The following is a 26449-nucleotide window of genomic DNA, read 5'->3' as shown; positions in this document are numbered from 1 at the left end:
CGGACCTAGGCCTGGAGGCGCTCCAGGCGTCGCGCCCAGACGTGCTGGACGTCATGCAGCGTATCGATGACGTCATGGGCCGGACGGTTCGATAGCGCCAGCTGGCGCTGGTAGATCGCGATGAACGTGTTGAGCGATGTCTTGGTGATGTCGACGAACGATCGGGCGGCCGAGACGACGAGCAGCCCGTCGATGTGCTTCGACAGCGCGTGAGTCCGGTCCAGCGGCGAGACCCAGGTCCGGATGTCGATCCGGACGAGCGCGGTTTCATGGGTAGAGGCGGCCCGGTCGAGACCGACCAGGTACTTCCGGGTCGGCTGCTCGGCCGTGGGGTGGTCGGCCGCGGCGGCGGCGAGCTCGATGATCAGCCGGGCTTCCGACTTCGAGAGGGCGGCGAAGTCCGCCTCCAGGGCGCCGGGGGCGTCGCCGGCCCCGTAGCCATAGCTGTGGTGCACGATCTTATCCAGCGCCACGACGGGCACGTTGGCGTTGTCGTGCGGCTCCGGCGGCGCGCGGAACGCCGCCTCGTCGAGCGCATGCCGTTCGGCCGCCAGTCGCCCCAGCGCCAGGACGGCCTCGCCGTCGGCCCCTCTGTCCAGCAGCGTCTTCAGCGGCAGCAGATTGGTCATGGCGGTTCCCTCGCGTCGAATGGTCAGGCGCAACTTCCGCGAGGCGAATTAACAAACTCCACCGACGGCGCCTCTTCCCACCTGATCGCCGATAATTAGAATGAGTGTTTGAAAGAGCGCCGCCCCCGTCCCAGGTTAGAGCGGCCCGGCAGGAGGAACCCATGCGCGACTACCTGAAGTTCTACATCGACGGCCAGTGGGTCGAGGCGAAGTCCGACAAGACGGTGGACGTCATCAACCCTGCGACGGAAGCCGTCGCCGGCCGGGTGACCCTGGGTTCGGTGGAGGACGTGGATCTCGCCGTCCGCGCCGCCCGCAAGGCCTTCGCCAGCTATTCCCAGACCAGCCGCGAGGAGCGCATCGACCTGCTCGAGCGGATCATCGCCGAGTACCAGAAGCGCTTCGAGGACATGGCCAAGGCCATCACCGAGGAGATGGGCGCCCCCGCCTGGCTGGCCCAGCGCGCCCAGGCGGCGATGGGCATCGCCCACGTCCAGACCTCGCTGCAGGTGCTGAAGGACTACAAGTTCGAGGAAGATCGCGGCACGACCCGCCTGGTGAAGGAGCCGATCGGCGTCTGCGCCTTCATCACGCCGTGGAACTGGCCGGTGAACCAGATCGCCTGCAAGGTCGCGCCGGCCCTGGCGGTCGGCTGCACCATGGTGTTGAAGCCCTCCGAAGTGGCGCCGTTCTCGGCCTGGGTGTGGACCGAGATCCTGGAAGCCGCCGGCGTGCCCGCGGGCGTCTTCAACCTGGTCAACGGCGACGGCCCCACGGTCGGCGCGGCGCTGTCGAGCCATCCTGAAGTCGACATGGTGTCGTTCACCGGCTCGACCCGTGCCGGCATCGAGGTGGCCAAGAACGCCGCCCCGACGGTCAAGCGCGTCCACCAGGAGCTTGGCGGCAAGAGCCCCAACATCATCCTCGATGACGCCGACTTCCAGCGCGCCGTCGGCGGCGGCGTGGCCTCGGTGATGATGAATTCTGGCCAGTCGTGCAACGCCCCGACCCGGATGCTGGTCCCGGCCAAGCGCATGGACGAGGTGATCGCCATCGCCAAGGCCGCCGCCGAGGCCCACACGGTGGGCGACCCGAGCGGCAATTCCAAGCTCGGCCCGGTGGTCTCCGAGGTGCAATGGACCAAGATCCAGGGCCTGATCCAGAAGGGCGTCGACGAGGGCGCGACCCTGGTGGCCGGCGGCCCGGGCAAGCCGGAAGGGCTTGAGACCGGCTACTACGTCAAGCCGACCGTCTTCGCCAACGTCACTCCCGACATGACCATCGCCAAGGAAGAGATCTTCGGCCCGGTGCTGTCGATCCTCGGCTACGACAGCGTCGACCAGGCCGTGGCGATCGGCAACGACACCGAATACGGCTTGGCCGCCTACGTCTCAGGCGGCGATCCCGCCGGCGTCCGCGCGGTGGCCGCCAAGCTCCGCGCCGGCCAGGTCAACCTCAATGGGGCAAGTCCCGACCTGATGGCCCCGTTCGGCGGCTACAAGATGAGCGGCAACGGCCGCGAATGGGGCGACCACGCCTTCGGCGAGTTCCTCGAGACCAAAGCCATCCTCGGCTACGCCCCCAAGCAGGCGGCGGAATAGGTCGACCTGCCTTCTCCCACCGAGTTCTCCTTCTCCCATGGGGAGAAGGAGGGACCCGCGCCGCAGGCGTGGGAGGATGAGGGGTTAAGGTGTTTGCCGGAGTGCTGGCACGCCGGTTGAGGCCGTCACCCCTCACCCTCCCAGGCTATCGCCTGGACCCCTCCCTCTCCCCTCCGGGAGAGGGGCGGAAACGCATCACCAGCTCACGCTGGCCCTCGTCAGCACCAGGGTCTTGTCCGAGATGCCCCAGCCCATCAGGCCCTCCGGCTTGGCGCCGGGCGAGGGGGCGGCGCGGGGCCAGCCTTCGCGGGTTTCGAGGGCGGCGGCTTCGACGCGGCCGGCGCCGTTCAGGCGGCTGAAGCTCAGGGTCACGCCGTTGGGATCGGGGGCATGGTAGGTCAGGCTAGTCCACTCGCCGCGCTTGGTGGTCAGGGGCACGGGGCGGCCGTTCAGGCGCGCGCCGGCCAGCATGCCGTCGGGCTTGATGCGCAGAGTGACATATTCGGCGCCGGGGCCGGGGATCACCCGCACCAGCAGGCGCTCGCCGGCGTGTTCCATGATCAGCTGCGGCGGGTCCAGCGGCACGGGCCGGGCCTCGGCCATCCAGACCTTGGAGCGGAAGAACGGCGGCAGGTCCTTCTGGGCCGGGGTTCCGCCCTGGGCGGCCAGGGCCCCGCGCGACCAGGCGTCCAGGCGCGGCAGGGTCGAGATCCGCCAGGCCTGGCCGCTCGACAGGTCCGACAGGTGGGCGGCTTCGGTCAGCTCGGGCCGGGTCGGCGTGGCGCCGGCCAGCACGGCGTAGGCGACGAGGCCGCCGCCGACCGCCGCCACCAGGGTGGCCGGGATGGCCGCCAGCTTCAGGGCCGAGAAGTCGTGGGCCAGCGGGATCAGGGCGGGCAGGGCCAGCAGGCCGAACGCCGCCAGGATCGCCGGCAGGCCAACGCCCAGCCCCGCGAAGGTCCATGCGCCCCAGGCGCCGACCTGGACGACGACCACGATCGCCGACAGGGCGACGCAGGCGGTCAAGGCCCAGGCCACGCGGCGGTCGCGGGTGCCGCCCTTGGCCAGCACCAGCACGGCGGCCAGGGCTGCGACCAGCAGCGGCCAGACGGCCATCACCGAGCCGCCGGGCAGCAGGATCATGGCCGCGATCGCGATGGCCAGAAGGCCGACGAGGGCGCCGATCCAGGCCCCCAGCACGCCGACCGGCTTGCCGAGCGCGGCCCAGACCAGCACGGCGCTGGCGACGCCCAGGCCGGCGCCGACCGGGTCCAGGGCGGGGGGACCACCGATCAGGCAGGTCGCGCCGCCGGCGGCCAGGGCCAGGAGGCTCGGCCAGATCCGCGCCGCGCCCTTGGCCTGGCCGATGACCACCGCCAGGGCGACGCCGACCAGGATAGCGGTGCAGCCCAGCAGCAGCGGGTCGAAGCGACCGAGCAGGGCGTAGTGGGCCTGGAGGTCGGCGATGTTCAGCAACTTGCCGGTCAGGTGCAGGACAAGGCCGCCGGAGGTTCCGACCAGCAGGAAGCCGGCGAGGCCCTTGAGCAGTTCGACGGCGCTGGTTCCCCGGATCATCAGGCCGCGGACCTGGGCGTACAGCACCAGCACCCCCGCCAGGCCCAGGAGGCCCCAGGCGACCTCGACCGGATAGCTGACCAGGAACAGGCCGAAGACGTCGGAATAGACGGCGTTGGGCGCCTTGCCGGGCAAGGACGCAGCGGTGGCCAGGGCGCGGGCGGTGGGCAGCACCTGGTCGCCGAAGTGCTGCAGGCTGCCCTGGTCGAGGTGGTCGGCCTTGGCCAGCGGCGTATGATAGGCCAGCTGGTCGTCGATGAAGGCGAAGTTCAGCCCCGGCAGGCCGGCCTTCACCGCGTGGGTGAAGTCGGTGTCGTTGGGCATCTTCTCATAGACCGCCGCGGCCAGCGAGTTGGCCGCCGGCCGCCTGGCCTCGCGGGCGAAGAGGGCCATCAGGGCGCCGTTCTGCGGACCGGTCTGGAACATCGCCGCCCGGCCGCTGTCGCCGCGCGCTTCCATGTTGATGACCACGCCGACCTTCTGGCGCAGCGGGTCGCGGGCGAAGAACGCGTCGGCGCCCAGCAGGCCCTGTTCCTCGCCGTCGGTGAACAGGAAGATCACGTCACGGGCGGGCGTCGGCCCGGCCTTCAGGGCGCGGGCGACCTCGAGGGCGGCGGCCACGCCGGCGGCGTCGTCGGCCGCGCCCGGCGAATTGGCCACCGAGTCGTAGTGGCTCATGATCAGCACGGCGGGCTTGGATCGGTCGGCGCCCGGCAGCACGCCGATGACGTTCTGCACCGAGCCGGCGACCAGCCAGCGGCCGTCGTTGCGCGGGGCGGTGTAGCCCTCGTCGGCGCGGACCGACAGCTCCAGCCCCAGCGACGAGACCCGGGCCATCAGGTGGTCGCGGACCCGGACGATGTCGGTCGAGCCGGTGGGGTGGGGACGCAGGGCGATGGTCCGCACGTCGGCCATGGCGCGTTCTGCGGAGAACGCGTCGGGCGGGGCGCTGGCGGGAACGACGGGCGGCGATCTCTGCGCCAGGGCGGCCAGCGCCAGGCCCAGCAGCAGGCAGATCCAGAAACCCAGAAGTCTGATCGCTTTCATGCGCGGCTCGCCCTCGCGTCCATCCCCGGCGATTCGCCCCCTCGTCGAGGGTGCGGGTGTTCGCGCGCGGGGGGAACGGGAAAGGCGGGCGTGCGGAGCGAAAATGGCCTCGGGCGCTAGGGTTTTCCCTAGCATGGCGGCGCGGGGCGGCCGCGCTATGCGTCGAGCCCTCCGTCACTTCTATCGAGGTCATCGATGAGCATCGTTCCCGCCTTCGCGATCCTGGCCATGGTGGCCGGCGCGCCGCCCCAGGCGACGGGGCCGACCGAGGCGAACGGCAAGGCGATCGCCATCTCCGGGACCGACCACGTCGAGACCCTGCCGTGCGATGGCCGCGCCGTGGCGATCACCGGGGTCGACAACACCGTCACCCTGACTGGCACGTGCCGGAGCCTGGAGATCTCGGGCAGCGGCAACACCGTCACGGCGACCATCGCGCCCGGCGGCGTGCTGTCGGTCACCGGCACGGACCAGAAGGTGCGCTGGCGCTCCACCGGCGAGGTCCGCCGCAGCGTGACCGGCGTCGACAACCAGGTGGTCCGCGAGAAGTAGCTCGGCCTTGTCCGACGCATGCCGCGCGAGCGTAGGTATCTCAAGGGTTGTGCGTGGTAACCCTGCCTCCCCAGGATTGATAGCGATGGTTTTCGGACCATTAGAGTCCTGGGAGGAAAAGATGTCGGATCCGGTTTCCATCTACGAGCACGCCCAGTCCATAGGCGGACTTTGGCCCCCTGTTCGAAACTGGCCGTTCGGGGTTCCCGCGTTTTCCTGGAGCGAGACCGCGCCGCTGGTGGGCGTCGTGCACACGTTCAACGTCGAGCCGGGCGTGGCGAATGTGAACTATTCGACCTATGCGCTCAGCTGCGAGAACGGCGGGCAGGTACTCGACTACTACCTGGTCCAGCTGCAGGGCGAGCTGCGCTATCCGGTCGTGCCCAATCCCGACGAGTCCAGTCTCTACTGCGACGGCTATCGGATCGAGATCGTGCCGCACAACCCCGCCGCCAGGCTGAGGGAGGGCGCGCCCCAGTCGTCGCCGGGACAGAGCACCGTCAGCACGTCGCTGACCACGACGATCAGCGGCAATATCGGCTTCATGGGCGACACCCCGACGGGCGGCCTCGGCGGCTCGGTCAGCACCTCCCATACGCGCTCGATGAGCCTGCCGGGCGTCGTGGTCGAGTATGACGGTCTGCAGGACGCCGAGACCGCCAAGTGGACCTTCGCCGTCGACGACCAGTCGCCGGTGGCCAAGCACGATTTCAGCCATGACGAGAGCGCCCTGTTCTCGATCGATCGCGCGGCGGGCGGCGATGGCCTGGCGCTGGAGGTGCGGATCACCTTCATGGTGTCGGACCACGGCGGCGGCGGTTCGCGCTTCTTCGACGAGTACGCCTCGGCCCTGCGGCGGATGGTCGGCGACGCGTTCCGGAACACCGGCGAGCGGTCGGGCGAGATCACGCTGACGCCGTTGATCATCCAGATCCCGCAGCCGGCCGCGCCCAAGGCCAGGACCGAGGCCGCCTGACATGACCAGCCTCGACGCCTTTCCGGTGACCGGGACCTTCCTGGTCGCGCGCTTCGCCGGCCTCTTCGCCATGGGCAATCCGGTCGACCCGAACGGACCGATCGATCCCGAGCCCGAGCCCGAGCCCGATCCGCCGGTCGACCCGGAAGACCCGGACGATCCCGACATCCCCGGCGAGCCTGACGATCACGAGATCCCCGAGCCGGAGCCGCCGCCCGCGCCGCCGCCGACGCCCGAGCCTCCTGCGCCTCCCGAGCCCGCGCCGGAGCCTCCGCCGGTGGCCGAGCCCGTGGATCCGGCGATCCCCGACGGTCCCGAGAACGACTGACGCCGATCCGGCTCCGCCCCCCGCGTTCGGGGCGGGGCCGTCCTTGCGCCGGTTGCCTCCGTCGCGCGCCGCTGGCACGGTCGCCGCCGAGCGGTCCTCGGCGCCGCGCGGAGGCGCATCGTGACCCCGTTCCATCACGTGCTGGCCAACAACCTCGTGGCCAACATCACCAACTTCACGGTCTGGTTCGCCCTGACCTTCTACGTCTACCTGGAGACCCGTTCGGTGTTCGCCACGGGCATGATCGCCGGGGTCTATCTGGTGCTGACGGCGGGGTGCGGCTTCTGGTTCGGCAGCCTGGTGGACCATCACCGCAAGAAGACGGCGATGCTGGCCTCCAGCCTCGTCTCGCTGGGCCTCTACGCCGTGGCGCTGGCGGTGCACGAACTGGCGCCGAAGGGCGCGATCGCCGACGTCGGCCGACCCTGGCTATGGGCCTTCATCGGCCTGTGCATGCTGGGCGTCATCGCCGGCAACATCCGTGGCGTGGCCCTGCCGACCCTGGTGACGATCCTGATTCCGGAGGGCGAGCGCGACAAGGCCAACGGCCTGGTGGGCATGGTCAGCGGCATCGGTTTCCTCACCACCTCGGTGATCAGCGGCTTCCTGGTGGCCTGGGGCGGGATGCGGCTGGCGCTGGCCGTCGCCCTGGTCCTGACCCTGGCGGCCTTCGTCCACCTGCTGGCCGTGCGGGTGGACGAGCCCCGCGCCGTCGCCGAGGCGGGCGAGCACGCCGCCCCGCGCCGGGTGGACATCGCCGGCACCGTGCGGGTGATCGCCGGGGTGCCAGGGCTCTTCGCCCTGATCCTGTTCGCGACCTTCAACAACTTCCTGGGCGGGATCTTCATGGCCCTGCTCGACGCCTACGGCCTGTCGATGGTGTCGGTGCAGGCCTGGGGCCTGCTGTTTGGCGTGCTGTCGACGGCCTTCATCCTGAGCGGAATCGTCATCGCGCGGACGGGCCTGGGGCCCAGCCCGTTGCGCACGCTGCTGCTGGTCAACCTGGTCACCTGGGGCGTCTGTTGCGTCTTCACCCTGCAGTCGTCGATCTGGCTGCTGGCGGCCGGATGTTTCGTCTGGATGCTGCTGGGGCCCTATGCCGAGGCCGCCGAGCAGACCACCCTTCAGAAGGTCGTGCCGCTGGAGCGCCAGGGCCGGGTCTTCGGCTTCGCCCAGTCGGTGGAGCAGGCCGCCTCGCCCCTGACCGCCTTCCTGATCGGCCCGCTGACCCAGTTCGTGGTCATCCCGTTCATGACCAGCGGCGCGGGCGCCGACGCCATCGGCGACTGGTTCGGCCGCGGGCCCGACCGGGGGATCGCGCTGGTGTTCACCCTGGCCGGCGTGGTCGGCGTGCTGGCCACCGTGGCGGCTTTCAATTCGCGGCCCTACCGGCAGCTGAAGGCGGCGTACGCGGCGGGGTGAGCGACGAGGAGAAGCGGCGCGTCGTGCTCCTCAAGTGATCCTGCGACCGCTGCTCGGCTTTCGATTGCGAACCAGTTCTGCGGCGATCTGGCTCTTCGACTTCAAGGTAGTGCGCCCGAAGCCGAGCGCGATCATTCCGCCAGCGCCCAGGAAAACTACTACGACAGGCAGGCGGCGCCACCCGTCGCAAGGGTCAGGGCGATCGCACCAGTGGTGACGGTTACCGCTGGCGCGAGACCTGCCCTATCCAGCAGGTCGGCGGCGTCATCCGCGTTGCCGGCAGCCTCTTCCAGCTTGTCGGCGTCATCCATGCATCGATCGGCCAGAGCGGCCGGCTTTGTTCCGTCGGCTCTCATCACTTCCAACGAAAAAGGGCGGCCCTCGCGGACCGCCCTTTCCCTGCCCCAGGCGCCCGTCGCCGGGCCCCTTAGCCGTTTTGCCTAGAACTTCGCCCGCAGGGTCACGCCGTAGGTGCGCGGCGCGCCGAGGAAGGCGTCGTAGGTGAGGGTGTCGGCGGCGGGGTTGTAGACCTTGTTGGTCGCCGACAGGCCCGAGGAGCCCTGCAGCGGGCCGTTGAACACCACCTGGTAGTAGTCCTCGTCGAACAGGTTCTGGGCCCACAGCTCGACGGCCCACTTGTCGTCGGCGTCGCCCAGGCCGACGCGGGCGTTCACCAGGGTGAAGGCGTCCTGCATCTTGAAGGGGAACAGGTCCGAGCCGGTGTTGTATTCCGAGGAATACTTGGCGCCGATGTTGTACTTGGCCTTCAGCGTGCCGCCGACGGCGTGCTCGTAGGTGATCGAGCCCGAGGCCGACCATTCCGGGGCGAACGACATCTGCGAGCCCGGCAGCAGGGCCAGGGCGTTGGTCGGGTCGTTGGCCACCGGCTGGTCGCCGTACTCGGTCTTGGCGTAGGTCAGGCCGCTCTGGACGGTCAGGCCGCGCACCGGGGTGAACCACAGGAAGTCGACGTCGACGCCCTTGGAGGTCACTTCCTCGACCGAGCGCACCGCGAACGACGTGCCCAGGAAGGTGTTCAGCTGGAAGTCCGAGAACTTCTGGTAGAAGCCCGTGACGTTGAACAGCACCGTGCGGTTGAACAGGGTGTTCTTCAGGCCCAGCTCGTAGCTGTCGACGAACTCGGCCGGGAACGAGGTGTCGTTGATCGGCACCACGCCGACGCCGCCCGAGGGCGTGCCGTTCGACGACTGGGTGCGGTCGAGGTTGAAGCCGCTGCCCTTGTAGCCGCGGGCGTAAGAGCCGTAGGCGAACACCGACGGGTTCAGGCGGTAGCTGGCCTTGACCGTGCCGGTCCACTCACGCTCGCTCAGGCTCTGCTCGGTGCCGCGGCCGTTGAACAGCGGGTTGGCCCAGGGCAGGCACATGTTGCCGACGACGGTGGAGACGATGCTGGTGCCGGTGGCGGTGCCGAACAGCGCGGCCGGGACGCCGCGGCCGACCAGGGTCGAGGCCACGCGGGCCTGGCCCGCCGGGGTCAGCAGCACGCCGCAGGCGTTGGAGGCGCCGGTCTGGTAGGTCGACAGGTCCTTCTCTTCGGCCGTGTAGCGCAGGCCCACGGTGACGTCGAAGGCGTCGGTGATCTTCAGCGTGTTGTTGGTGAACAGCGCGATGGTCTTGGAGCGCTGCTTGTAGGTGTCGTGCAGGCCGGTGCCGGCGGTGAACGAGCTGCCGTAGGGCAGGGCGGTGATCTGCGAGGCGAACAGCGCGCTGTTGGCCTGGTTGACCGTGATGCCGGCCGGGGCCAGGGCGCCGGCGACGCCCGACAGGACGATCGTCGACATGTAGGCTTCATAGTCGGCGCCGAAGCGGAAGTTGGCTTCGTTGTCCAGGCGCTCGTCGGCCAGGAAGGCGCCGACCAGCCAGTTCAGGCGCTCGGTGCTGCCGGCCAGGCGCAGTTCCTGGCTGAAGGTGGTGAACTCGGCGTAGTTGGTGCCGTCCTTGGCGCGATAGGTGATGTCGGCCGAGGTGAAGTCGCTGTCCTGGCCGCTGTCGATGCGCCAGTTGCGGATGGCGCTGATCGAGGTCAGCGTGCCGATCGGCAGGTCGATGTCGGCCTGCAGCGAGACGCCCTTGTCCTCGATCTCCTGCGGGGCGCCGCGGTTGGAATAGGCCACGCGCTCGAAGGGCTTGGCCGGGGTGGAGATGCCCGGGCCGGTCGACAGGGCGTTGATCACGGCCGCGGTCGGGCCGGTGCGGATCTGCACGGCGCCGCAGCAGTTCTCGTCGCGCTTGGTGTAGTCGGCGATGATCTTGAAGGTCGAGTTGTCGTCCGGCACGAACAATAGCTGGCCGCGCACGGTGTAGAAGTTCTGGTCGGCGTCTTCCTTCTCGGTGCTCGGGCCCTCGCCCGTGACCACGTCGTTGAAGCCGTCGCGCTGGCGGGCGGCGGCGTAGAGGCGGCCGGCCCACTTGTCGCTGCCGAACAGCGGACCGGTGACCGAGGCGGCCGCGCCCTTGGCGCCGTAGTTGCCGGCGGTGACCTCGGCGTTGGCGCCAAAGCCGAACTCAGGCTCCTTGGTCATGATGTTGATGACGCCGGCCGAGGTGTTCTTGCCGAACAGGGTGCCTTGCGGGCCCTTCAGAACCTCGATGCGCTCCATCTCGCCCAGGTCGCCGAACGACACGCCGTTGCGCGGGCGATAGACGCCGTCGATCACCACGCCGACCGAGCTTTCCAGGCCGGGGTTGTCGCCGACGGTGCCGACGCCGCGGATGCGGGCGGTGGTCGAGGCTTCCGACGTGGTCGAGGTGACGGTCAGGCCCGGCGTCAGGATCGTCAGGTCCTTGATGTCGCGCACGCCCGTGTCCTGCAGCAGCTTGGCGCCGACCGCGGTGACCACCACCGGGGTGTCCTGCAGGTTCTGCTCGCGCTTCTGGGCGGTGACGATGATGCTGTCGACGGTAAGGGTTTCGGGCTCCTGGGCGGCCGCCGCGGCCGAGTCCTGAGCATGGGCGACGCCGACGGCGGCGACGCCCGCGAGCACGACGGCGGAGGCCGTGCCGCGAAGCACCTGGGTAAAGCGCATTTCCTACCTCGGTTCGTTATGACGAGAGCGCTTGCACCGCCCCCGCCGGTTTTTTGATTGGCCTTCACCCGAACGATCGTTCGAATGGACAGCCAATGGTTATGGGCGGTCCGTATGCTCGGCAAGCAAAAACCTTGCTGTGAAACGGTTCCAAGGTTCCTGTTGCGAAACTGCGACAGCGTTATGCGAACATGCCGAGCTTCTTAAAACGGTCCTCTCGGCCGCCTCGACTTGCGCCGAGGAAGGGGCGGGCGCATCTGGCGTCCATGCCGGTCAATGCACGCTACCGCCCCGATTCCCGCTTCGCCCTGCTGGGTGGAGAGTTCGCCGACCCGGTGGCGGCCGCCGATTTTCCTGAAACGATCCTGCGGTTCCGCAATGATCGGGCCGCGGCGAGCGTGGGCCTGGAGACGCTGACCGACGCGGAATGGATCGCGCACTTCGGGCGGTTCCAGCCCCTGCCGGGCGCCCAGGCCCAGCCGCTGGCCATGCGCTATCACGGCCACCAGTTCCGCTCCTACAATCCCGAACTCGGCGACGGCCGGGGCTTCCTGTTCGCTCAGGCGCGGGAAGACGGAACCGATCGCCTGCTCGACCTGGCCACCAAGGGCTCGGGCCAGACCCCCTGGTCGCGGCACGGCGACGGCCGCCTGACCCTGAAGGGCGGCATGCGCGAGATTCTGGCGGCCGGGCTGCTGGAGGCCCTGGGCGTCCCCACTTCGCGGGCCTTCAGCCTGATCGAGACCGGCGAGGCCCTGACCCGCGGCGACGAGCCCAGCCCGACCCGCTCGGCGGTGCTGACCAGGCTGTCGCACAGCCACATCCGCTTCGGGACCTTCCAGCGCCTGGCCTATTTCGATCGGGCCGACCTGATTTCCAAGATGGTCGACCACGTGGTCGAGACCTATTTCCCGCACCTGGCCGACGCGCCCGACCGGCCGACGGCGATGTTCGAGGAGGTGGTGACCCGCACCGCGCGCCTCGTCGCCCGCTGGATGACGGCCGGCTTCGTCCACGGCGTGCTCAACACCGACAACATGGTCGTCACCGGCGAGAGCTTCGACTACGGCCCCTGGCGGTTCCTGCCCAGGAACGACCCCAACCTCACGGCCGCCTATTTCGACCATTCGGGCCTCTACAGCTTCGGCCGCCAGCCCGAGGCCGGGTTCTGGAACCTGCAGCAGCTGGCCACGTGCCTGGTGCTGGTCGCTCCCGACCAGGCCGGTCTGATCGCGGCGCTGAACCGCTTCTCCGACGCCTACAAGGACGGCCTGCGCGAGGCGATGATCGCGCGGCTGGCGGTGAAGAGCCAGGGCGAGGAGGCCGATGTCGAGCTGGTCAACGCCGCCTTCAAGGCCCTGGCCGAGGGCAGCAAGCTGGCCGGCGGCGAGGCCCTGCGCTGGGAGCCGTTCTTCTTCGACTGGTTCGGCGGCGAGGCTTCGCAAGTCCGGGCGCTGGAGGGGCCGCGCGGCGCGCTCTACCAGGATCCGGCCTTCGCCGACTTCCGCACGCGGCTGTCGGCCTTCGAGCCGGATCGTCCCGTACGCCTGGAAAATCCCGTGTTCGGACGAACCGAGCCGGAGGAGCTGCTGATCGAGGAGGTCGAGGCCCTGTGGGCGCCGATCGACCAGTCCGACGACTGGGCGCCGCTGAACGCCAAGCTGGCGCGGATCGAAAACGCTCGGGCGGCCTATGACTTCGATGTGTGAACTGGACGACTGACATAAGTTTGAGGCATTTATGCCGCATGCTGAGTTTTCCGGAGTCGCAACCGGAACCAACGTCAAGCTTGCGATTTAAGCGTGCTGGACGGCGGTCTATCAACCCCGCGGCCGACCCCTTCCCCCGAGGGCGGCGGGACAAGGTGGAGAATAACGCATGCGCATCTTCCAACCGATCATGCTGGTCTGCGCCGTGGCCCTGTCGTTCATCGGCGCCCTTGGCCTCCCGGGCTGCGCCCGCGCCATCGGCGAAGCGCTCTCGGACAAGCCGGAACTGGCTTAAGCCTCCTTCTCCCCTTGCGGGAGAAGGTGTCATCCGCAGGATGACGGATGAGGGGTCTTCCAAACGGGTGACGCCTCACCCAGCCCATATGCCGTCGCGGCGGCGCCGGTCATCAACCCCTCACCCGACCCGCTTGGCGGGCCACCCTCTCCCGCAAGGGGAGAGGGGCAAATCTGCCACACCGGCCGCAACTTCCGCGCGCGCTGCTCGCTCGGCCCCTGGCGCGGACTGGCATAAGCCTGTAATCGCCCGCCTCCCGATAAGGACCTCGAAGACCATGGCGCGCAAAGCCCCAGCCTTCATGACCGTCAGCTACCAACTCGACCTGCAGGTCGAGGGTAACGACGCGTGCATGCTGGAGGGGAAGACGGCCTAGGTCCGAAAGGATTTCGGGAAGTACGAAGAAAACCCCTCCTGGCCTTGGCCGGAGGGGTTTTTCGTTTTTGCGCGGAAGTTCCAACGACCATGACGCCGGGAGGGGCGGATTGGAAAGGAGAAGCCGATGAGCGGCTTCATGCACATCGAAAGCGGGGGCGCGCCGATCAAGGCGTGGACCCAAGGCGTGCCGATCGAGGAGTCGGCGCTCAAGCAGCTGCGCAACGTCGCCAGCCTGCCGTTCATCCACGAACACGTGGCGGTGATGCCCGACGTGCACTGGGGCATGGGCGCCACCGTGGGCTCGGTGATCCCGACCTGGAAGGCGATCATCCCGGCCGCCGTGGGCGTCGACATCGGTTGCGGCATGATGGCGGTGCGCACCTCGATCCGCGCCGAGCACCTGCCCGACAACCTGCTTGCGATCCGCTCGTCGATCGAGGCGGCCGTGCCGCACGGCCGCACCGACAACGGCGGGCGCAACGACAAGGGCGCCTGGCAGACCGAACCGCCGGCGATCGCCGCGGCGAAGTGGGTCGACCTGAAGGCCGGATACGACGACATCGTCGAGCGCAACCCCAAGGCCGGCCATCCGCGCGGGTTCGGGCATCTGGGCACGCTGGGCACGGGCAACCACTTCGTCGAGCTGTGCCTCGACGAGGCCGGCGACGTGTGGGTGATGCTGCACTCGGGCTCGCGCGGGGTCGGCAACCGGTTCGGGACCTACTTCATCGAGCGGGCCAAGCACGAGATGCGCCGCTGGTTCATCAACCTGCCCGACGAGGACCTGGCCTACTTCGCCGAAGGCAGCGACGGCTTCGTCGACTACGTGCGGGCGGTGGCCTGGGCCCAGAAGTACGCCCGGGCCAACCGCGAGGTGATGATGGACCAGGTCCTCTCGGTGCTGCGCGAGCGGTTCCCCGACCTGATGGTGACGCAGGAGGCGGTGAACTGTCACCACAACTACGTCTCCAAGGAGAAGCACTTCGGCAAGGACGTCTACCTCACCCGCAAGGGCGCGGTGTCGGCCAAGGCCGGGGAGCTGGGCATCATCCCCGGCTCGATGGGCGCCAAGTCGTTCATCGTGCGCGGCAAGGGCAACCCGGACTCGTTCTGCACCTGCTCCCACGGGGCGGGCCGCGCGATGAGCCGCAACGAAGCCAAGCGCCGGTTCACGGTGGAGGACCACGTCGCGGCCACGGCCGGCGTGGAATGCCGCAAGGACGAAGGCGTGATCGACGAAACGCCGATGGCCTACAAGGACATCGACGCGGTGATGGCCGCCCAGAGCGATCTGGTGGAGATCGTCCACACGCTGCGCCAGGTCGTGTGTGTGAAGGGCTAGCCGCGTGACAGCCGAAAGTGTGCGCGGTTTTCGCGCCCGTCACGCGGCCGCTTGGAGACGAGCCTGTATGCAGGCTCCGGGACGCCGTCCGGTCGTAAGACCGGGCGGCGTTTCCGCGTGTGATTACCCATTGTGGGCGAGCGGTGCGTACACGGCGCGCGTCTGTTGCTAAGCCGCTGCTCAAGGTTGATCTGAGGCGCGCGTCATGCCCACGGAAGTCCCGTTCCCGACCCGGCCCTTCTACATCATCTCCAAGCTGGCCGGCGACGAGCGCCTGGCCCTGGCGAAAGGCGACGGCGGCAAGGTGGTGCTACAGCCGTTGGTCGGCGCCTTCGAGCAGTTGTGGACGGCGCAGGACAACGCGAAGGACGGTTCGGTGCTGCGGCACCTGGCCAGCGGGCTGGCCCTGACCTATCGAACCCGGCGCCACTCGACGCCCAGGGCCGGCGGCTACGAGACGCCCGAGGGGGTCGTGCACCTGACGCCGTTCGTTCCCGGCGAGGTGCGGCAGGTCTGGCGGGCCGAAGCGGTGAACGGCTGGGTCGCGCTGAACACCCGGCTCGACTGGGAGCGCAAGCTGAACGTCTATCGCTCCGACCCGGGCGGCGACATCGGCGTCTACCCCTGGGATCGCGGCGCCAACAACGAGTGCTGGGACCTGCGGGTCGAGACCGGCCAGGCGATCGTCGCCGACATGCGGTACGTCGGGCAGGGGTCGGTCGAGCTCGAGTATCTGGCCGGGCGGCCGGGACCGGTCATGACGGTCGACAACCGCGCGGGCGACACGCTGCTGACCGACGTGCGCTGGGCGGCGCGCAGCTACAGGATAGAGCGTGCGTTCGTCATCGACGAGGCCAGCAAGCGCGGCGGTCTGCCGGCGCTGGGGCCGGTCTTCGGTTTCCACCTCGCCGCGGAGGGCGCCCCCGACCGCCAGGTTCTGGAGCGCCCGATCGGTCCCATGACGGAGGGGCGTTCCGATGACCTGGAACTGGAGATGGTGGACGACCCGGCGCAGGTGCTGATCGAGGTTCCGCCGGGACGGGTCTATGGCTACCAGGTGGTGGTCGAGTACGCCCGGGTCGTCGCCCCGTTCACCGCGACCCTGAGCCTGGGCTCGTCGGTCTCCGGCCGTATCTCCGGCGAGGCGGTGATCAAGGGGCGGTTCTTCGGCGTCAATCCCGTCCGCAGCGAGATCCAGGTGCTGGACCTCACCGCGGTCGGCGTCGATGGGGGACAGGGCGACCTGGTCGGCTCGCTGGAGCCGGCCTAGGCGGGCCTGCCTAGAGGGCCCCTCGCGCGTCGCAGCCACAGTTCGGCGACGATCAGGTTGGGAACCCAGGCCAGGAACGAGATGGCGCGGTACCAGGGCAGGAACGGCAGGTCGAGGACCATCACCAGCGGCAGGTAGAGCCGCAGGGTGACGGCCGCCAGGGTCAGGGCCCAGGAGCGGATCATCCAGCGGCGGTGCTCGACAAAGCGCCCCCGCACGGCCGCGCGCCAGCCCAGGACGTTGACGGCGATCCAGATGACCGCGAGCAGGCCGAAACCCGCCGTGGCGATCGGTCCGGCGTGGGAGCCGGGCGCCAGGACCAGGCCCGCGACGCCGCCGACCAGGCATCCCAGCACATAGACCCGGCCGGTCCAGCGATGCGGCGAGGCCGCGCCCCGGCGCAGGGCGGGGATGAATTGCAGCGACCCCAGCACCAGCGCGGTGACCGAGCCGGCGATGTGGATGAACAGCCACGGAACCCCGCGCGGATTGCCCAGCGCCTGGGCCGGGGTCTGGGGCGGGCTTAGCAGGTAGCGCGCGGAATAGGCGGCGATCCCCAGGCAGAGAAGGCCGATGACGATCCAGGCGAGGCGGGCGCGCCAGGACATGGGCGCTGGGTGGGGCGCTGGCTGGGGCGCGGGTCGGAGGGCGGCGGTCGTGGCGGTCAAGGTGAAGCGTCCCCGTTGCGATTTGGCGCAACCTCGTTGCCGGACGGACGGCGGCTCGCTAGGCCTTGCTTCGCGAACGGCGCCGGGGCTGCGCGAACGGGACGGCATGGACAGCGGGACGGACAGGGCAGGCGGGAGCGCGGCCGCGCGACGGTGGGCGATCGATCTGGCCATGCTGGTGGCGATCGGCCTGGTGATGGGGTTCCTGGGCCCGTTCGCCTCGGAGCGCGCGCCGGTGGTGCAGCGCTATGTCTACTGGATGATCTGCATGGTCGGCGGCGGGCTGATCGGCATCGGCGTGGACGCCGTTCTGAACCGGTTCGTGCCCGCGACCTGGCCCCGGGTGATCGTGGTCTCGGTGCTGATGACGCCGCTGGTGTCGCTGTTCGTGCTGACGACCGAGCACTTGGTCATGGGCGGGGCTTTCAAGCCGCACGGCTATGTGCGCCTGCTCTGGCAGGTATGGCCGATCTCGCTGGCGGTGATGGTGGTGCGGGCCCTGGCCTGGCGACGGGCGGCCGCGCGGGTCGAGACCCGGACCGTCATCGCCCCGCCGCTGCCGCAGGCCGAGGCGGCGTTCCGCCGGCGGCTGTCGGCCAAGCGGCGCGGGGCGCGGCTGATCGCGGTCGAGGCGCACGACCACTACCTGAAGGTCCATACCGACGCCGGCGTCGAGATGATCACCCTGCGCTTCAGCGAGGCCCTGGAGGAGCTGGCGCAGGCCCATGGCTGGCGCGTCCATCGCTCGTGGTGGATTGCGGCCGAGGCGGTGGAGGCGGTGCGCTGGCGGCGCGGCGTGGGCGAGGCCAGTCTCGCCGGCGGTCTCGTCGCGCCGGTCAGCCGCACCCACGCGCCGGTGCTGAAGGACGCCGGCTGGTTCTAGGCGCCATCAACCGTCATCCCGGACAAGCCCTGCGGGGCTTTCCGGGATGACGAGGAGAATGATCCTCACGCCAGGACCGGCATCTTCTCCAGCAGCTTGTCCAGCGTCACCGGGTACTCGCGCACCCGCACGCCGGTGGCGTTGTAGACGGCGTTGGCCACCGCCGCGCCGACGCCGCAGATGCCCAGCTCGCCCACGCCCTTGGCCTTCATCGGCGAGGACATCGGGTCGGTCTCGTCCAGGAAGATCACCTCCTGGTGCGGGATGTCGGCGTGCACCGGCACCTCGTAGCCGGCCAGGTCGTGATTGACGAAGAAGCCGATGCGCTTGTCGACCACCAGCTCCTCCATCAGCGCCGCGCCGGCGCCCATGACCATCGCGCCGATCACCTGGCTGCGGGCCGATTTCGGATTGAGGATCCGGCCCGCCGCGCAGACTGCCAGCATCCGGCGGATGCGGATCTCGGCGGTGTCGGCGTCGACGCCGACCTCGACGAAGTGGGCGCCGAAGGTCGACTGCTGGTGGGTCTTGGTGAGGTCGCCGTACTCCATGAAGTCCTCGGCGGTGACCGGGCCCGAGGCGGCGGCCTGTTCCAGCGGCAGGCTCTGGTTGCCCAGCTTCACCCGGCCGTCGGCGAACTCGGCCTTGGCGGGATCCAGGCCCAGCTTGCCGGCCACGGCCTCGCGCAGTTTCACGCAGGCGGCGTAGACCCCGGCTGTCGAGCTGTTGGCGCCCCACTGGCCGCCCGAACCGGCCGAGACCGGGAAGCTGGAATCGCCCAGGCGGACGTTCACGCGGGTCAGCGGCACGCCCATCATCTCGGCCGCGGTCTGGGCGATGATGGTGTAGCTGCCGGTGCCGATGTCGGTCATGTCGGTCTCGACCGTGACGACGCCGCTGGTCTCCAGCCGCACGCGGGCGGCCGACTTCATGACGAGGTTGTTGCGGAAGGCCGCCGCCACGCCCATGCCGACCAGCCAGCGGCCGTCGCGGACCTGGCCGGGCTTGGCCCGACGGCTCCAGCCGAACTTGTCGGCCCCGGTGCGCAGGCACTCGTTCAGCCGCCGCTGCGAGAACGGCCGGCTGGGCTTTTCCGGATCGACCTGGGTGTCGTTGATCACGCGGAAGTCGACGGGGTCGATCCCCAGCTTCTCGGCCAGTTCGTCGACCGCCACCTCCAGCGCCATCAGGCCGGGGGCCTCGCCGGGCGCGCGCATGGCGTTGCCCTCGGGCAGGTCGAGCACCGCCAGCCGGGTTTTCGTCATGCGGTTCTCGCCCGCATAGAGCAGGCGGGTCTGCTGCACGGCCGTCTCGGGCCCGCCGCCGGGCAGGTCGCCCGACCAGCTCTCGTGGCCGATGGCGGTGATCTTGCCGGCGCGGTCGGTCCCGATGCGGATGCGCTGGATGGTCGCCGGCCGGTGGGTGGTGTTGTTGAACATGAAGGGCCGCGTCAGGGCCACCTTCACCGGCCGTCCCGCCGCCTTGGCGCCCAGGGCCGCCAGGATGGCGTCGGCCCGCACGAACAGCTTGCCGCCGAAGCCGCCGCCGATGAACGGCGACATCAGCCGCACGTTCTCGCGCGGGATGCCCAGGGTCTTGGCGACGTCGCCGGCGCCCCAGGCGATCATCTGGTTCGAGGTCCACAGGCTGAGCTTGTCGCCCTTCCAGGCGGCGATGCTGGCGTGCGGCTCCATCATCGCGTGGCCATGGTCGGGCGTGGTGTAGGTCTCGTCCAGTTTCACCGGCGCGGCGGCGAAGGCGGCCTCGAAGTCGCCGACCGCACTGTCGGGCCCGCCGTCCTTGGGCTTGGTCGCGCCGTCCTTGACCGAGGCCAGGTCGAAGTCGCCCTTGGCGCGCTCGTAGTCCACCTTCACCAGGCCGGCGGCGGCGCGGGCCTGTTCGAAGGTCTCGGCGACCACGATGGCGATCGCCTGGTGGTAGTGCTGGATCTCGGGGCCGCCCAGCAGCATTGCGGTGTTGAAGTCGCCCTTGGTCAGCTTGCCGGCCTCGGCCGCGGTGACGATGGCCAGCACGCCCGGCGCGGCCTTGGCGCGCGAGGTGTCCATCGAGACGATGCGCCCCTTGGCGATCGCCGCGCCGACCACATAGCCATAGGCGATGTTCGGGATCGCGTCGTGGCGTTCGTAGGCGTAGGGGGCGCGGCCGGTGGTCTTCAGCGGGCCGTCGATGCGGTCGACCGGCTTGCCGACCACCTTCAGCTGGTCGATCGGGTTGGTGGTGGCGGGGGTGTCGAATTTCATCGCTTAGGCCCTCGCTTCGGCCACGGCCGCGCCGATGGCGCGCTGCGCCAGGGTCAGCTTGAACGCGTTCTGGGAGGTGGTCCGGGCGCCGGCCAGCAGGCCCTCTGAGGCGGCTTTCGCGCCGCGCGGCAATAAGCTTTCCGCCGCCTCCACCCGCCAGGGCTTGTGGGCGACGCCGCCCAGGGCGATGCGGCCCGAACCGTCCTTGTGGATGACGCTGGCCACCGACACGAGCGCGAAGGCGTAGGAGGCTCGGTCGCGCACCTTGCGATAGGCGTGGACCCCGCCGATGGGCTTGGGCAGGGTCACCGAGGTGATCAGCTCGCCGCGCGCCAGGGCCGTTTCGATCTGGGGCGTGTCGCCCGGCAGGCGGTGGAAGTCGGCGATCGGGATCGAGCGCTCGGTCCCGTCCGGGGTCACCGTCTCGACCGTGGCGTCCAGCACGCGCAAGGCCACGGCCATGTCGCTGGGATGGGTGGCGATGCAGGCCTCGCTGGCGCCCAGGACGGCCAGGCTGCGGGTGAAGCCGCCGATCGCCGAGCAGCCCGCGCCGGGGGTGCGCTTATTGCAGGGCATGTTGGTGTCGTAGAAGTACGGGCAGCGGGTGCGCTGCAGGAGGTTGCCGGCGGTGGTGGCCTTGTTGCGCAACTGGCCCGAGGCGCCGGCCAGCAGGGCGCGCGACAGCACGCCGTAATCCTTGCGCACGCGCTTGTCGGCCGCCAGGTCGGTGTTGCGCACCAGGGCCCCTATGCGCAGGCCGCCGCCCTTGGTCGGCGCGATCTCGTCCAGCTTCAGGCCGTTGATGTCTACGAGGCGCGCGGGCGTCTCGATTTCAAGCTTCATCAGGTCGAGCAGGTTGGTGCCGCCGGCGATGAAGCGGGCGGTCGGGTCGGCGGCGACGGCCGCGGCGGCTTCGCGCGGGCTCTTGGCGCGCTCGTAGGTGAAGGCCCTCATGCCTTGCCCTCCGCCACTTCGGCCACGGCCGCGACGATGTTGGAATAGGCCCCGCAGCGACAGATGTTGCCGCTCATCCGTTCACGCAGCTCGTCTTCGCTGAACTGGACCTTGGCGTTGAGGTCGGCGGTGACGTGGCTGGGCACGCCGGCCTTGATCTCGTCGAGCACCGCCTTGGCCGAGCAGATCTGGCCCGACGTGCAGTAGCCGCACTGGTAGCCGTCGTGCCGGACGAAGGCCGCCTGCAATGGGTGGAGCTTCTCCGGCGTTCCCAGACCCTCGATCGTGGTGATCGCATCGCTCTCGTGCATCACCGCCAGCGACAGGCAGGAATTGATCCGCCGGCCGTCGACGATGACCGTGCAGGCGCCGCACTGGCCGTGGTCGCAGCCCTTCTTGCTGCCGGTCAGCTTCAGGTGCTCGCGCAGGGCGTCCAGCAGGGTGGTGCGGGTGTCGAGCTCCAGGCTCTGGGGCTGGCCGTTGACCGTGAAGGACACCTTCATCAGCGTGGGCATGACCGAAGGGGCCGGCTCGGCGGGCGCGGCGTCGGCCAGGCCCGGGGCGGCTACAACGCCTACCGCGGCGCCGGTCGCCATCACTTCGCGCCTGGAAAGCTGAAGGTCGTCGAGTATCGCCATCCCATCCTCCGGTCCTCCACGCGCCAAGGGGCCGCGATTAAAGCGGCTGGGCGCGCGGGCGGTTTCGTCGCGGGTGTCGGCCCAGCGAAAGACGCGAAGCGTAACAGCGGCGGGGACGGCGTATTAGTCGCCTGGCGGTGCATGGGGTGTTGAGCGCTGCTCAACAATCCAGATCGGGTTTCGCGCGTTCGGGCGGTCGTCCCGGAGCGATCGGAGCGGTCGCGGCGTTGTCCTGGCGACCAAGATGGAGATCGCATGGACCTCGACACCAAGCCCGACACTCACCCGGACCAACAGCCCAAGCCGGTCAAGCGCAAGCACGTCAAGGTGCTGGCCCTGGTCGCGCTCGTCATCGCCGTGTTGGCGGTGGTGATGTTCGTCGGCTTCAACACCTTCTACGCGGTGGAAGCGACCTAGGGGTCCTAGGCTTCGCCCTTGCCGCCGCCCGAGCGCTGGAACAGTTGCAGCGTGCGCAGCATCGACAGGCGGGCGCTGTCGGCGTGGTGGCCGCTGGGAGCGACGAAAGCGTGGCCGGCGTCGTACTGGAAGATCGGCAGGTCGGGATGGGCCGTCTCGATCGCCGCCACGTCGGCCGGCGGGATCATCTCGTCGGTCTTGCCGAAGTGCAGGATGGTCGGGACCTTGGGCGTCTCGTCGCGATAGCGCACGATATCGCCGCCGTAGAAGCACGAGACCGCCGCCACCCCGTGGGCGCGGGTCGAGGTCAGCCAGGCGGTGGTGCCGCCGAAGCAGAAGCCGAGGACGAACACCGGCCCCTCCAGCGCGTCGATGGCGGCCTGGACGCGCGGAACGCTGGCCGCGCCCCAGCCGGCCTGCTCGCCCAGCGCCATGCGCTGATCGAGGATCGCAGGCTCGGTGTTGAGTTCGGGCCAGGGGGCGTCGGCGCTGTCCAGCAGGTCGGGGGCGATCACCTCGTAGCCGTGCTCGGCCAGGCCTTCGCTGAACTCGCGGATGTGCGGGGTGATACCCCAGATGGCGTGCAGCACGACGAGGCCGCCGCGGCGGGCCTCGCCCGGCTGGACGTGGAAGGCCGACAGCGGGCCGCCGTCACGGTCGCACAGGGCGATGCGGGTTCCGGTGGTGCTCATGCGCCGGCCCCGCCAAGGGAGGCGGCGACCTCCTCGAACAGCGCCACGGTGCGCTCGCGAGCCAGTTCGGCGTCGGCGAGGTCGCTGTCGGGACGGCCGTCGTTGTTGAAGCCGTGGCCGCTGGCTTCGTAGACATGGACCGGAACGTCGGGGTGCGTGGTCCAGATGGCCGCCTTCGTGGCCTCGGCGTCGATGTGCGCGTCCTGGGCGCCCAGGTGGACGATCACCGGACAGTGCAGCGGCAGGGCGGCGTTGGCCCGCACCTGGCTGCCGTAATAGCTGGAGCCGGCCGCCAGGCCTTCCAGCTTCGAGGCCGCCAGCCACACCAGCGAACCGCCCATGCAGTAGCCGACGGCGAACACCGGACCCTTGTCCTTCAGGGCGTCGATGCAGGCCTGGATGTCCGACAGCATGGCCGGCATGCCCACCTTGCCGACGGCGGCGACGCCGTTCTGGAAGCCTTCGGGGTCGTGCTCGGCGACATAGCCGGGGGTGACGCGGTCGAACAGCGATGGCGCGATGGCCTCGTAGCCGCGCGCGGCCCAGCGCGCGAGGTCGGCCTGCACGTACTGGTCAAGGCCGAAGATCTCCTGGATCACCACCACCCCGCCCTTGCGCGGACCTTCGGGCTGCACGCTGAGGGCGGAGAACTCGAAGCCGTCGATGGCGGAGGTCAGGGTCAGGGTCTGCGACATGGGATCTCCGGCGTCTTCGAAGCGTCTTGCGGGCGCGCGCATCCAGAACCGCGCCGCCCTTCCGGTCAAGGCGCGCCGTCGTCGAAGTCCATCAGCCGGACGTGCGGGACCTGGGCGCGGATCATGTCCGGCAGGTCCTCGCTTGCACGGCCCACGTTCAGCGGATCGCTCACGCCGCCTTTCCCGAGCGGTCGGCGAACAGGTGCGGCGCGCGGCGGTGGATGGCGCTCCGCAGCGCCTTTCGGGACTGGTCCAGGCTGGTGGCGTCGATATCGACCACGAACGGACCATTGCGGCCCGAGACCTGCTGCTCGACGACTGGCGGCGGCGTCAGGATCAGCCGCAGCACGCGGCCGTCCTCGCCCAGGTCCTCGAACTTGGCCGACAGGATGCGCGACCAGGGCAGGAAATAGAGCGGGTCCTTGCGCGCGTCGCGCCAGCTGAGGCCGTCGCCGGCGATGATGATGCGCGGGGTCCGGTCGCGCATGACAAAGGGCGTGCTGATCAGGCACCAGGCCCCGAGCAGGATCGGGAAGATCCATGGCGGGTGTTCGCCCTGCACGCTGCGCCAGCCCATCCAGCCGGCGATGACCAGCAGGACGGCGGCCGAACTCAGCGCGGACTTGCGCCAGTCGCGGCGCACCAGAAGCGGGCCCGCCTCGGCGATGTCGGTCACGGCGTGATCCTCACCGCGGCGCCGTCGCGCACCAGCGTCCAGACCTCTTCTATCTCGGGATCGGCGAGCGCTATGCAGCCGTCGGTCCAGTCCTGGCCCTTGTAGAGCGCCGAGAGCGCGCCGCGGCCGTTGGGCAGGCCGTGGATCATGATGTCGCCGCCGGGATCGATCCCCTTGGCGCGGGCCGCCGCAGTCTGGGCCGGGGTCGGGTAGCCGATGCGCAGGGCCAGGTGATAGCGGCTGCGCGGGTTGCGGCCGGTGATGCGGTAGTCGCCCTCGGGCGTGCGCCGATCGCCGGAGCGGACCTTGGGCGCGAGACCGCCGCCGCCCAGCGAGATCGCATAGGTCCGAACCAACCGGTCGCCGGCATAGAGGCTCATGCGATGGGCGGCCTTCTCGACCACGATGCGATCCACCGAGCCCTCGACGGCCGGCGGCCCGGCGGCGGTCGCGCCGCAGCCGGCCAGGGCCAGGACCGCCAGGGCGGCGAGAACGGGGCGCATGCGGAAGTCTTTTTGCCTCAGTCCGTCGCGCCCAGCCGCTCGCGCAGCATCTTGACCACGTCCGCCTTGCTGATCGGCGGCGACAGCATGGTCTCACCCGGGGCCATGCCCGAGATCAGCCGCACCGTGGCCGGACCGTCGACAGTCACGTCGGAGATCTCGACGCGATAGGCGCCGAGAACCAGCTCGCCCTTGCCGTCCTCGATCTGGACGATCTGGGGATCGCTGTCGGAAAGGGCCTCGCGGCTGGCGCCGGCGACGACCTGGAACTCGACCACGCCGTCGCGCAGCTTGCCGTCGGGCGAGATCCGGCCCTGCACAGGTCCGCCGTAACGCAAGCCCAGCAGTTCGGTGAACGGCGCGGTCGCTCCCGACTTGGTGTACGGCGCCGGCGCCAGCAGCTTCTCGGGGCGGCCGGCCTCGGAGATCTGGAAGACGCTGCCGGGGCGCAGGCCGTCGGCGTAGGACCGGGTCAGGGTCTCGAAGCGGCCGTCGTCGTCCTTGTCGGCGAAGCAGTAGACATCGCCCGCCGCGGGCTTCTGGCGGCGGCAGTAGATGGTGCGACCGTCGATCACGGCCGGCCACAGCGTCTCGCCGGCGGCGCCCAGGCGGGGCTTGTCGTCGGGCGTCTTGGTCAGGGTCACGCCAGGCGCGGGCCGCACCACCTGCACGCCGATCACGGCGCGCTGGTCGACCGAGCGGGCGGCGAACGGTTCGAGCGCCTGCTCGACCACCAGTCGCGACTGCGGCGGGGCCTTGTCGAGCATCGGGGTCAGGCTCTGCTGCACGCCGGGGGGCAGGTCGTCCCAGGTCTTGGGGAGCTGGAAACGGATCGGCGGCGAGGCCGACGTCTGCCGGTTGGCGCCGGCCGGCGGGATCTTCAGCGGCTCGCGCTGGACCGGGGGGATGGCCAGCGGCGGCGCGGCCGGCTTGGCCTGCTGGGCGGCGGCGGGAAGGGCGGCCAGGCCGGCGGAGGCGAGTCCGGCGGCGGCCAGCAGAATGGCGGTGATCGAGCGGCTCATCGGTACACGTAGGTGGTCGTGGTGGTGATCGACAGCGTCACGCGGTCGACCTGAGCGGGGATGGCCTCGACCACGCGGTAGCGCAGGTCGCCCTCGGGGGTCAGGCCGAGCACATCGATGCGCGAGCCGCGGACCGTGATGCTGGCCGGCTTGTCCTCACCTTGCAGCGGGCGGGTGGCGCCGCCGTTGCGGATGGCCTGGAAGCCCAAGGGGCTTTCGAAGGCGGGCTGGACGGTGACCGTGCCGGGCTTGACCGGTTCGCCTTCCTTGGCCCGGGGAGCCTGGGCGTTCCAGATCAGGCCGAAGTCGACCGAAGGCCCTTCGGCATAGGGCGTGCGCTCGTAGGCGACCGAGGTCTCCAGCGGCTTGGGCGCGCCCAGGGTGAACACGAACAGGGCCACGTTCATGAACGGCGAGCCCGACGGCCGCACCTGATCGAAGTCGCCGTCGGCGTCGATGTCCTCGAAGCACGAGAAGGTTGCGCTGGACCACCAGCGCTTGCCCTCGCTCACCGCGCAGTAGGCGAAGCCGCCTTGCGAGGGCACGCCGAACATCTTGGCGCCGGCGGGGAAGACGGTGGCCTTCTTACCGCTGCCCAGGGTCGCCTGGGCGGTCAGGCGCGCGGCGCGCGGGGCGACGGCCTGCTGCACGAGAAGCGGCTCGCCCTTCTTGGCGACCTGCACGCCCTCGGGCGCGGTCGTCGGCAGGATGACGTAGCTGGCCGACTGCGTGCGGGTCTGGGCGGCGGCCGGGCCGCCGACGGCGGCGAGGGCCGCCAGCAGGGCGCCGCCAACCCAAGCGGCGCGCCCGAACGATACTGATTTCACGCTGAGCCAAGCTCCCCCGAACAATTGCGGTGAAGCTTGGCT

Annotated in this window: 25 protein-coding genes; 11 read left to right on the top strand and 14 right to left on the bottom strand. The window is 69.9% G+C overall.

All coding sequences use genetic code 11. The annotated features are described in order from the left end of the window. Positions 1-5 precede the first annotated feature (5 nt). Entirely contained in the window at positions 6-629 is a 624-nt protein-coding gene (locus tag V6S85_RS18285; protein ID WP_334349826.1) for a hypothetical protein, read from the bottom strand. A 161-nt stretch (positions 630-790) separates the two neighbouring features. On the opposite strand from V6S85_RS18285, the gene V6S85_RS18280 reads away from it, so the two are divergent. After that, a complete protein-coding gene (locus tag V6S85_RS18280) occupies positions 791-2230 on the top strand; it encodes an aldehyde dehydrogenase family protein (protein WP_334349825.1) in 1440 nt (479 codons plus the stop codon). Positions 2231-2425: 195 nt separating this feature from the next. Here the strand turns inward: V6S85_RS18280 and V6S85_RS18275 are convergent, their stop codons facing one another. Then, positions 2426-4852 carry a M20/M25/M40 family metallo-hydrolase gene (locus V6S85_RS18275; protein ID WP_334349824.1) on the bottom strand — a complete coding sequence of 809 codons (2427 nt, stop codon included), beginning with the start codon at positions 4850-4852 and terminating at the stop codon, positions 2426-2428. Positions 4853-5047: 195 nt separating this feature from the next. Here V6S85_RS18275 and V6S85_RS18270 point away from each other — a divergent pair, with 195 nt between their 5' ends. From V6S85_RS18270 to V6S85_RS18255, 4 genes are all read left to right on the top strand, one after another. After that, positions 5048-5404, top strand: coding sequence for a DUF3060 domain-containing protein (locus V6S85_RS18270; RefSeq protein WP_334349823.1), 357 nt, complete (start codon positions 5048-5050; stop codon positions 5402-5404). 121 nt (positions 5405-5525) lie between these two features. Beyond that, the gene (locus V6S85_RS18265; RefSeq protein ID WP_334349822.1) at positions 5526-6380 is read left to right on the top strand and encodes a hypothetical protein; all 855 of its coding nucleotides are present in this window, start codon (positions 5526-5528) and stop codon (positions 6378-6380) included. 1 nt (position 6381) lies between these two features. Next, positions 6382-6708 (top strand): hypothetical protein, encoded by a 327-nt coding sequence (locus tag V6S85_RS18260; RefSeq protein ID WP_334349821.1) that lies wholly within the window; start codon positions 6382-6384, stop codon positions 6706-6708. Between the two features lie 120 nt (positions 6709-6828). Next, positions 6829-8130, top strand: a complete 1302-nt coding sequence (locus V6S85_RS18255; RefSeq protein ID WP_442885688.1) for an MFS transporter — start codon at positions 6829-6831, stop codon at positions 8128-8130. Between the two features lie 158 nt (positions 8131-8288). Here the strand turns inward: V6S85_RS18255 and V6S85_RS18250 are convergent, their stop codons facing one another. Both V6S85_RS18250 and V6S85_RS18245 read right to left on the bottom strand, forming a co-directional pair. Beyond that, the gene (locus tag V6S85_RS18250; RefSeq protein ID WP_165828762.1) at positions 8289-8441 is read right to left on the bottom strand and encodes a hypothetical protein; all 153 of its coding nucleotides are present in this window, start codon (positions 8439-8441) and stop codon (positions 8289-8291) included. 129 nt (positions 8442-8570) lie between these two features. Beyond that, entirely contained in the window at positions 8571-11177 is a 2607-nt protein-coding gene (locus V6S85_RS18245; RefSeq protein WP_116566113.1) for a TonB-dependent receptor, read from the bottom strand. Positions 11178-11443: 266 nt separating this feature from the next. Between V6S85_RS18245 and V6S85_RS18240 the strand changes: the two genes are divergently transcribed. The 4 genes from V6S85_RS18240 to V6S85_RS18225 all read left to right on the top strand — a co-directional run bounded on the left by V6S85_RS18240 (position 11444) and on the right by V6S85_RS18225 (position 16171). Beyond that, positions 11444-12886: a protein adenylyltransferase SelO gene (locus tag V6S85_RS18240; RefSeq protein WP_334349820.1), complete on the top strand. Its 1443-nt coding sequence runs from the start codon at positions 11444-11446 to the stop codon at positions 12884-12886. 169 nt (positions 12887-13055) lie between these two features. Beyond that, positions 13056-13181 carry a hypothetical protein gene (locus V6S85_RS18235; RefSeq protein ID WP_058349058.1) on the top strand — a complete coding sequence of 42 codons (126 nt, stop codon included), beginning with the start codon at positions 13056-13058 and terminating at the stop codon, positions 13179-13181. Between the two features lie 502 nt (positions 13182-13683). After that, positions 13684-14901 (top strand): RtcB family protein, encoded by a 1218-nt coding sequence (locus V6S85_RS18230; RefSeq protein ID WP_334349819.1) that lies wholly within the window; start codon positions 13684-13686, stop codon positions 14899-14901. Positions 14902-15106: 205 nt separating this feature from the next. Further along, entirely contained in the window at positions 15107-16171 is a 1065-nt protein-coding gene (locus V6S85_RS18225) for an RICIN domain-containing protein (protein WP_334349818.1), read from the top strand. Here V6S85_RS18225 and V6S85_RS18220 read toward each other — a convergent pair. After that, the gene (locus V6S85_RS18220) at positions 16168-16779 is read right to left on the bottom strand and encodes a DUF2306 domain-containing protein (protein ID WP_334349817.1); all 612 of its coding nucleotides are present in this window, start codon (positions 16777-16779) and stop codon (positions 16168-16170) included. The genes V6S85_RS18225 and V6S85_RS18220 overlap by 4 nt on opposite strands. A 166-nt stretch (positions 16780-16945) precedes the next feature. Between V6S85_RS18220 and V6S85_RS18215 the strand changes: the two genes are divergently transcribed. Further along, a complete protein-coding gene (locus V6S85_RS18215) occupies positions 16946-17722 on the top strand; it encodes a LytTR family DNA-binding domain-containing protein (protein WP_116566103.1) in 777 nt (258 codons plus the stop codon). Positions 17723-17787: 65 nt separating this feature from the next. Here the strand turns inward: V6S85_RS18215 and paoC are convergent, their stop codons facing one another. Genes paoC through paoA form a run of 3 tightly spaced genes read right to left on the bottom strand, consistent with a single transcriptional unit; the run spans position 17788 to position 21575 of the window. Beyond that, entirely contained in the window at positions 17788-19983 is a 2196-nt protein-coding gene (gene paoC, locus V6S85_RS18210; RefSeq protein WP_334349816.1) for an aldehyde oxidoreductase molybdenum-binding subunit PaoC, read from the bottom strand. Positions 19984-19986: 3 nt separating this feature from the next. Then, complete coding sequence (locus V6S85_RS18205) at positions 19987-20937, bottom strand: FAD binding domain-containing protein (RefSeq protein WP_334349815.1); 951 nt, start codon at positions 20935-20937, stop codon at positions 19987-19989. Continuing rightward, on the bottom strand, positions 20934-21575 hold the full coding sequence (gene paoA, locus V6S85_RS18200; RefSeq protein WP_334349814.1) for an aldehyde dehydrogenase iron-sulfur subunit PaoA: 642 nt from the start codon (positions 21573-21575) through the stop codon (positions 20934-20936). The genes V6S85_RS18205 and paoA overlap by 4 nt, the downstream gene beginning before the upstream one ends. A gap of 255 nt (positions 21576-21830) precedes the next feature. Here paoA and V6S85_RS18195 point away from each other — a divergent pair, with 255 nt between their 5' ends. Further along, entirely contained in the window at positions 21831-21992 is a 162-nt protein-coding gene (locus tag V6S85_RS18195; RefSeq protein WP_165828761.1) for a hypothetical protein, read from the top strand. A 5-nt stretch (positions 21993-21997) separates the two neighbouring features. On the opposite strand, the gene V6S85_RS18190 is transcribed toward V6S85_RS18195, so the two are convergent. From V6S85_RS18190 to V6S85_RS18165, 6 genes are all read right to left on the bottom strand, one after another. Then, entirely contained in the window at positions 21998-22684 is a 687-nt protein-coding gene (locus V6S85_RS18190) for a dienelactone hydrolase family protein (protein ID WP_334349813.1), read from the bottom strand. Next, entirely contained in the window at positions 22681-23379 is a 699-nt protein-coding gene (locus V6S85_RS18185; protein ID WP_116566093.1) for a dienelactone hydrolase family protein, read from the bottom strand. The genes V6S85_RS18190 and V6S85_RS18185 overlap by 4 nt, the downstream gene beginning before the upstream one ends. Positions 23380-23548: 169 nt before the next feature. Then, on the bottom strand, positions 23549-24055 hold the full coding sequence (locus V6S85_RS18180; protein WP_334349812.1) for a hypothetical protein: 507 nt from the start codon (positions 24053-24055) through the stop codon (positions 23549-23551). Beyond that, on the bottom strand, positions 24052-24558 hold the full coding sequence (locus V6S85_RS18175) for a L,D-transpeptidase family protein (RefSeq protein WP_334349811.1): 507 nt from the start codon (positions 24556-24558) through the stop codon (positions 24052-24054). The genes V6S85_RS18180 and V6S85_RS18175 overlap by 4 nt, the downstream gene beginning before the upstream one ends. A gap of 17 nt (positions 24559-24575) precedes the next feature. After that, complete coding sequence (locus V6S85_RS18170; protein WP_116566087.1) at positions 24576-25580, bottom strand: hypothetical protein; 1005 nt, start codon at positions 25578-25580, stop codon at positions 24576-24578. After that, a complete protein-coding gene (locus V6S85_RS18165) occupies positions 25577-26407 on the bottom strand; it encodes a hypothetical protein (protein WP_334349810.1) in 831 nt (276 codons plus the stop codon). Before V6S85_RS18165 ends, V6S85_RS18170 begins: the two co-directional genes overlap by 4 nt. Positions 26408-26449 lie beyond the last annotated feature (42 nt).

Origin of the sequence: Caulobacter sp. CCNWLW153, from assembly GCF_036889365.1 — a bacterium.
Taxonomy (GTDB): Bacteria; Pseudomonadota; Alphaproteobacteria; order Caulobacterales; family Caulobacteraceae; genus Caulobacter; species Caulobacter radicis.
The sequence above is the reverse complement of the archived record's forward strand: the minus strand, read 5'-3'. Positions and strand labels throughout refer to the sequence as shown.

Excerpts from the sequence above, each read along its gene's own strand:
- V6S85_RS18235 (WP_058349058.1), top strand. The coding sequence starts at position 13,056 with ATGCGCATCTTCCAACCGATCATGCTGGTCTGCGCCGTGGCCCTGTCG.
- V6S85_RS18230 (WP_334349819.1), top strand. The coding sequence starts at position 13,684 with ATGAGCGGCTTCATGCACATCGAAAGCGGGGGCGCGCCGATCAAGGCG.
- paoA (WP_334349814.1), bottom strand. The coding sequence starts at position 21,575 with ATGGCGATACTCGACGACCTTCAGCTTTCCAGGCGCGAAGTGATGGCG.
- V6S85_RS18240 (WP_334349820.1), top strand. The coding sequence starts at position 11,444 with ATGCCGGTCAATGCACGCTACCGCCCCGATTCCCGCTTCGCCCTGCTG.
- V6S85_RS18175 (WP_334349811.1), bottom strand. The coding sequence starts at position 24,558 with ATGCGCCCCGTTCTCGCCGCCCTGGCGGTCCTGGCCCTGGCCGGCTGC.
- V6S85_RS18190 (WP_334349813.1), bottom strand. The coding sequence starts at position 22,684 with ATGAGCACCACCGGAACCCGCATCGCCCTGTGCGACCGTGACGGCGGC.
- V6S85_RS18265 (WP_334349822.1), top strand. The coding sequence starts at position 5,526 with ATGTCGGATCCGGTTTCCATCTACGAGCACGCCCAGTCCATAGGCGGA.
- V6S85_RS18195 (WP_165828761.1), top strand. The coding sequence starts at position 21,831 with ATGGACCTCGACACCAAGCCCGACACTCACCCGGACCAACAGCCCAAG.
- V6S85_RS18260 (WP_334349821.1), top strand. The coding sequence starts at position 6,382 with ATGACCAGCCTCGACGCCTTTCCGGTGACCGGGACCTTCCTGGTCGCG.
- V6S85_RS18245 (WP_116566113.1), bottom strand. The coding sequence starts at position 11,177 with ATGCGCTTTACCCAGGTGCTTCGCGGCACGGCCTCCGCCGTCGTGCTC.
- V6S85_RS18215 (WP_116566103.1), top strand. The coding sequence starts at position 16,946 with ATGGACAGCGGGACGGACAGGGCAGGCGGGAGCGCGGCCGCGCGACGG.
- V6S85_RS18250 (WP_165828762.1), bottom strand. The coding sequence starts at position 8,441 with ATGGATGACGCCGACAAGCTGGAAGAGGCTGCCGGCAACGCGGATGAC.
- V6S85_RS18270 (WP_334349823.1), top strand. The coding sequence starts at position 5,048 with ATGAGCATCGTTCCCGCCTTCGCGATCCTGGCCATGGTGGCCGGCGCG.
- V6S85_RS18170 (WP_116566087.1), bottom strand. The coding sequence starts at position 25,580 with ATGAGCCGCTCGATCACCGCCATTCTGCTGGCCGCCGCCGGACTCGCC.
- paoC (WP_334349816.1), bottom strand. The coding sequence starts at position 19,983 with ATGAAATTCGACACCCCCGCCACCACCAACCCGATCGACCAGCTGAAG.
- V6S85_RS18205 (WP_334349815.1), bottom strand. The coding sequence starts at position 20,937 with ATGAGGGCCTTCACCTACGAGCGCGCCAAGAGCCCGCGCGAAGCCGCC.
- V6S85_RS18225 (WP_334349818.1), top strand. The coding sequence starts at position 15,107 with ATGCCCACGGAAGTCCCGTTCCCGACCCGGCCCTTCTACATCATCTCC.
- V6S85_RS18220 (WP_334349817.1), bottom strand. The coding sequence starts at position 16,779 with ATGTCCTGGCGCGCCCGCCTCGCCTGGATCGTCATCGGCCTTCTCTGC.
- V6S85_RS18280 (WP_334349825.1), top strand. The coding sequence starts at position 791 with ATGCGCGACTACCTGAAGTTCTACATCGACGGCCAGTGGGTCGAGGCG.
- V6S85_RS18285 (WP_334349826.1), bottom strand. The coding sequence starts at position 629 with ATGACCAATCTGCTGCCGCTGAAGACGCTGCTGGACAGAGGGGCCGAC.
- V6S85_RS18275 (WP_334349824.1), bottom strand. The coding sequence starts at position 4,852 with ATGAAAGCGATCAGACTTCTGGGTTTCTGGATCTGCCTGCTGCTGGGC.
- V6S85_RS18185 (WP_116566093.1), bottom strand. The coding sequence starts at position 23,379 with ATGTCGCAGACCCTGACCCTGACCTCCGCCATCGACGGCTTCGAGTTC.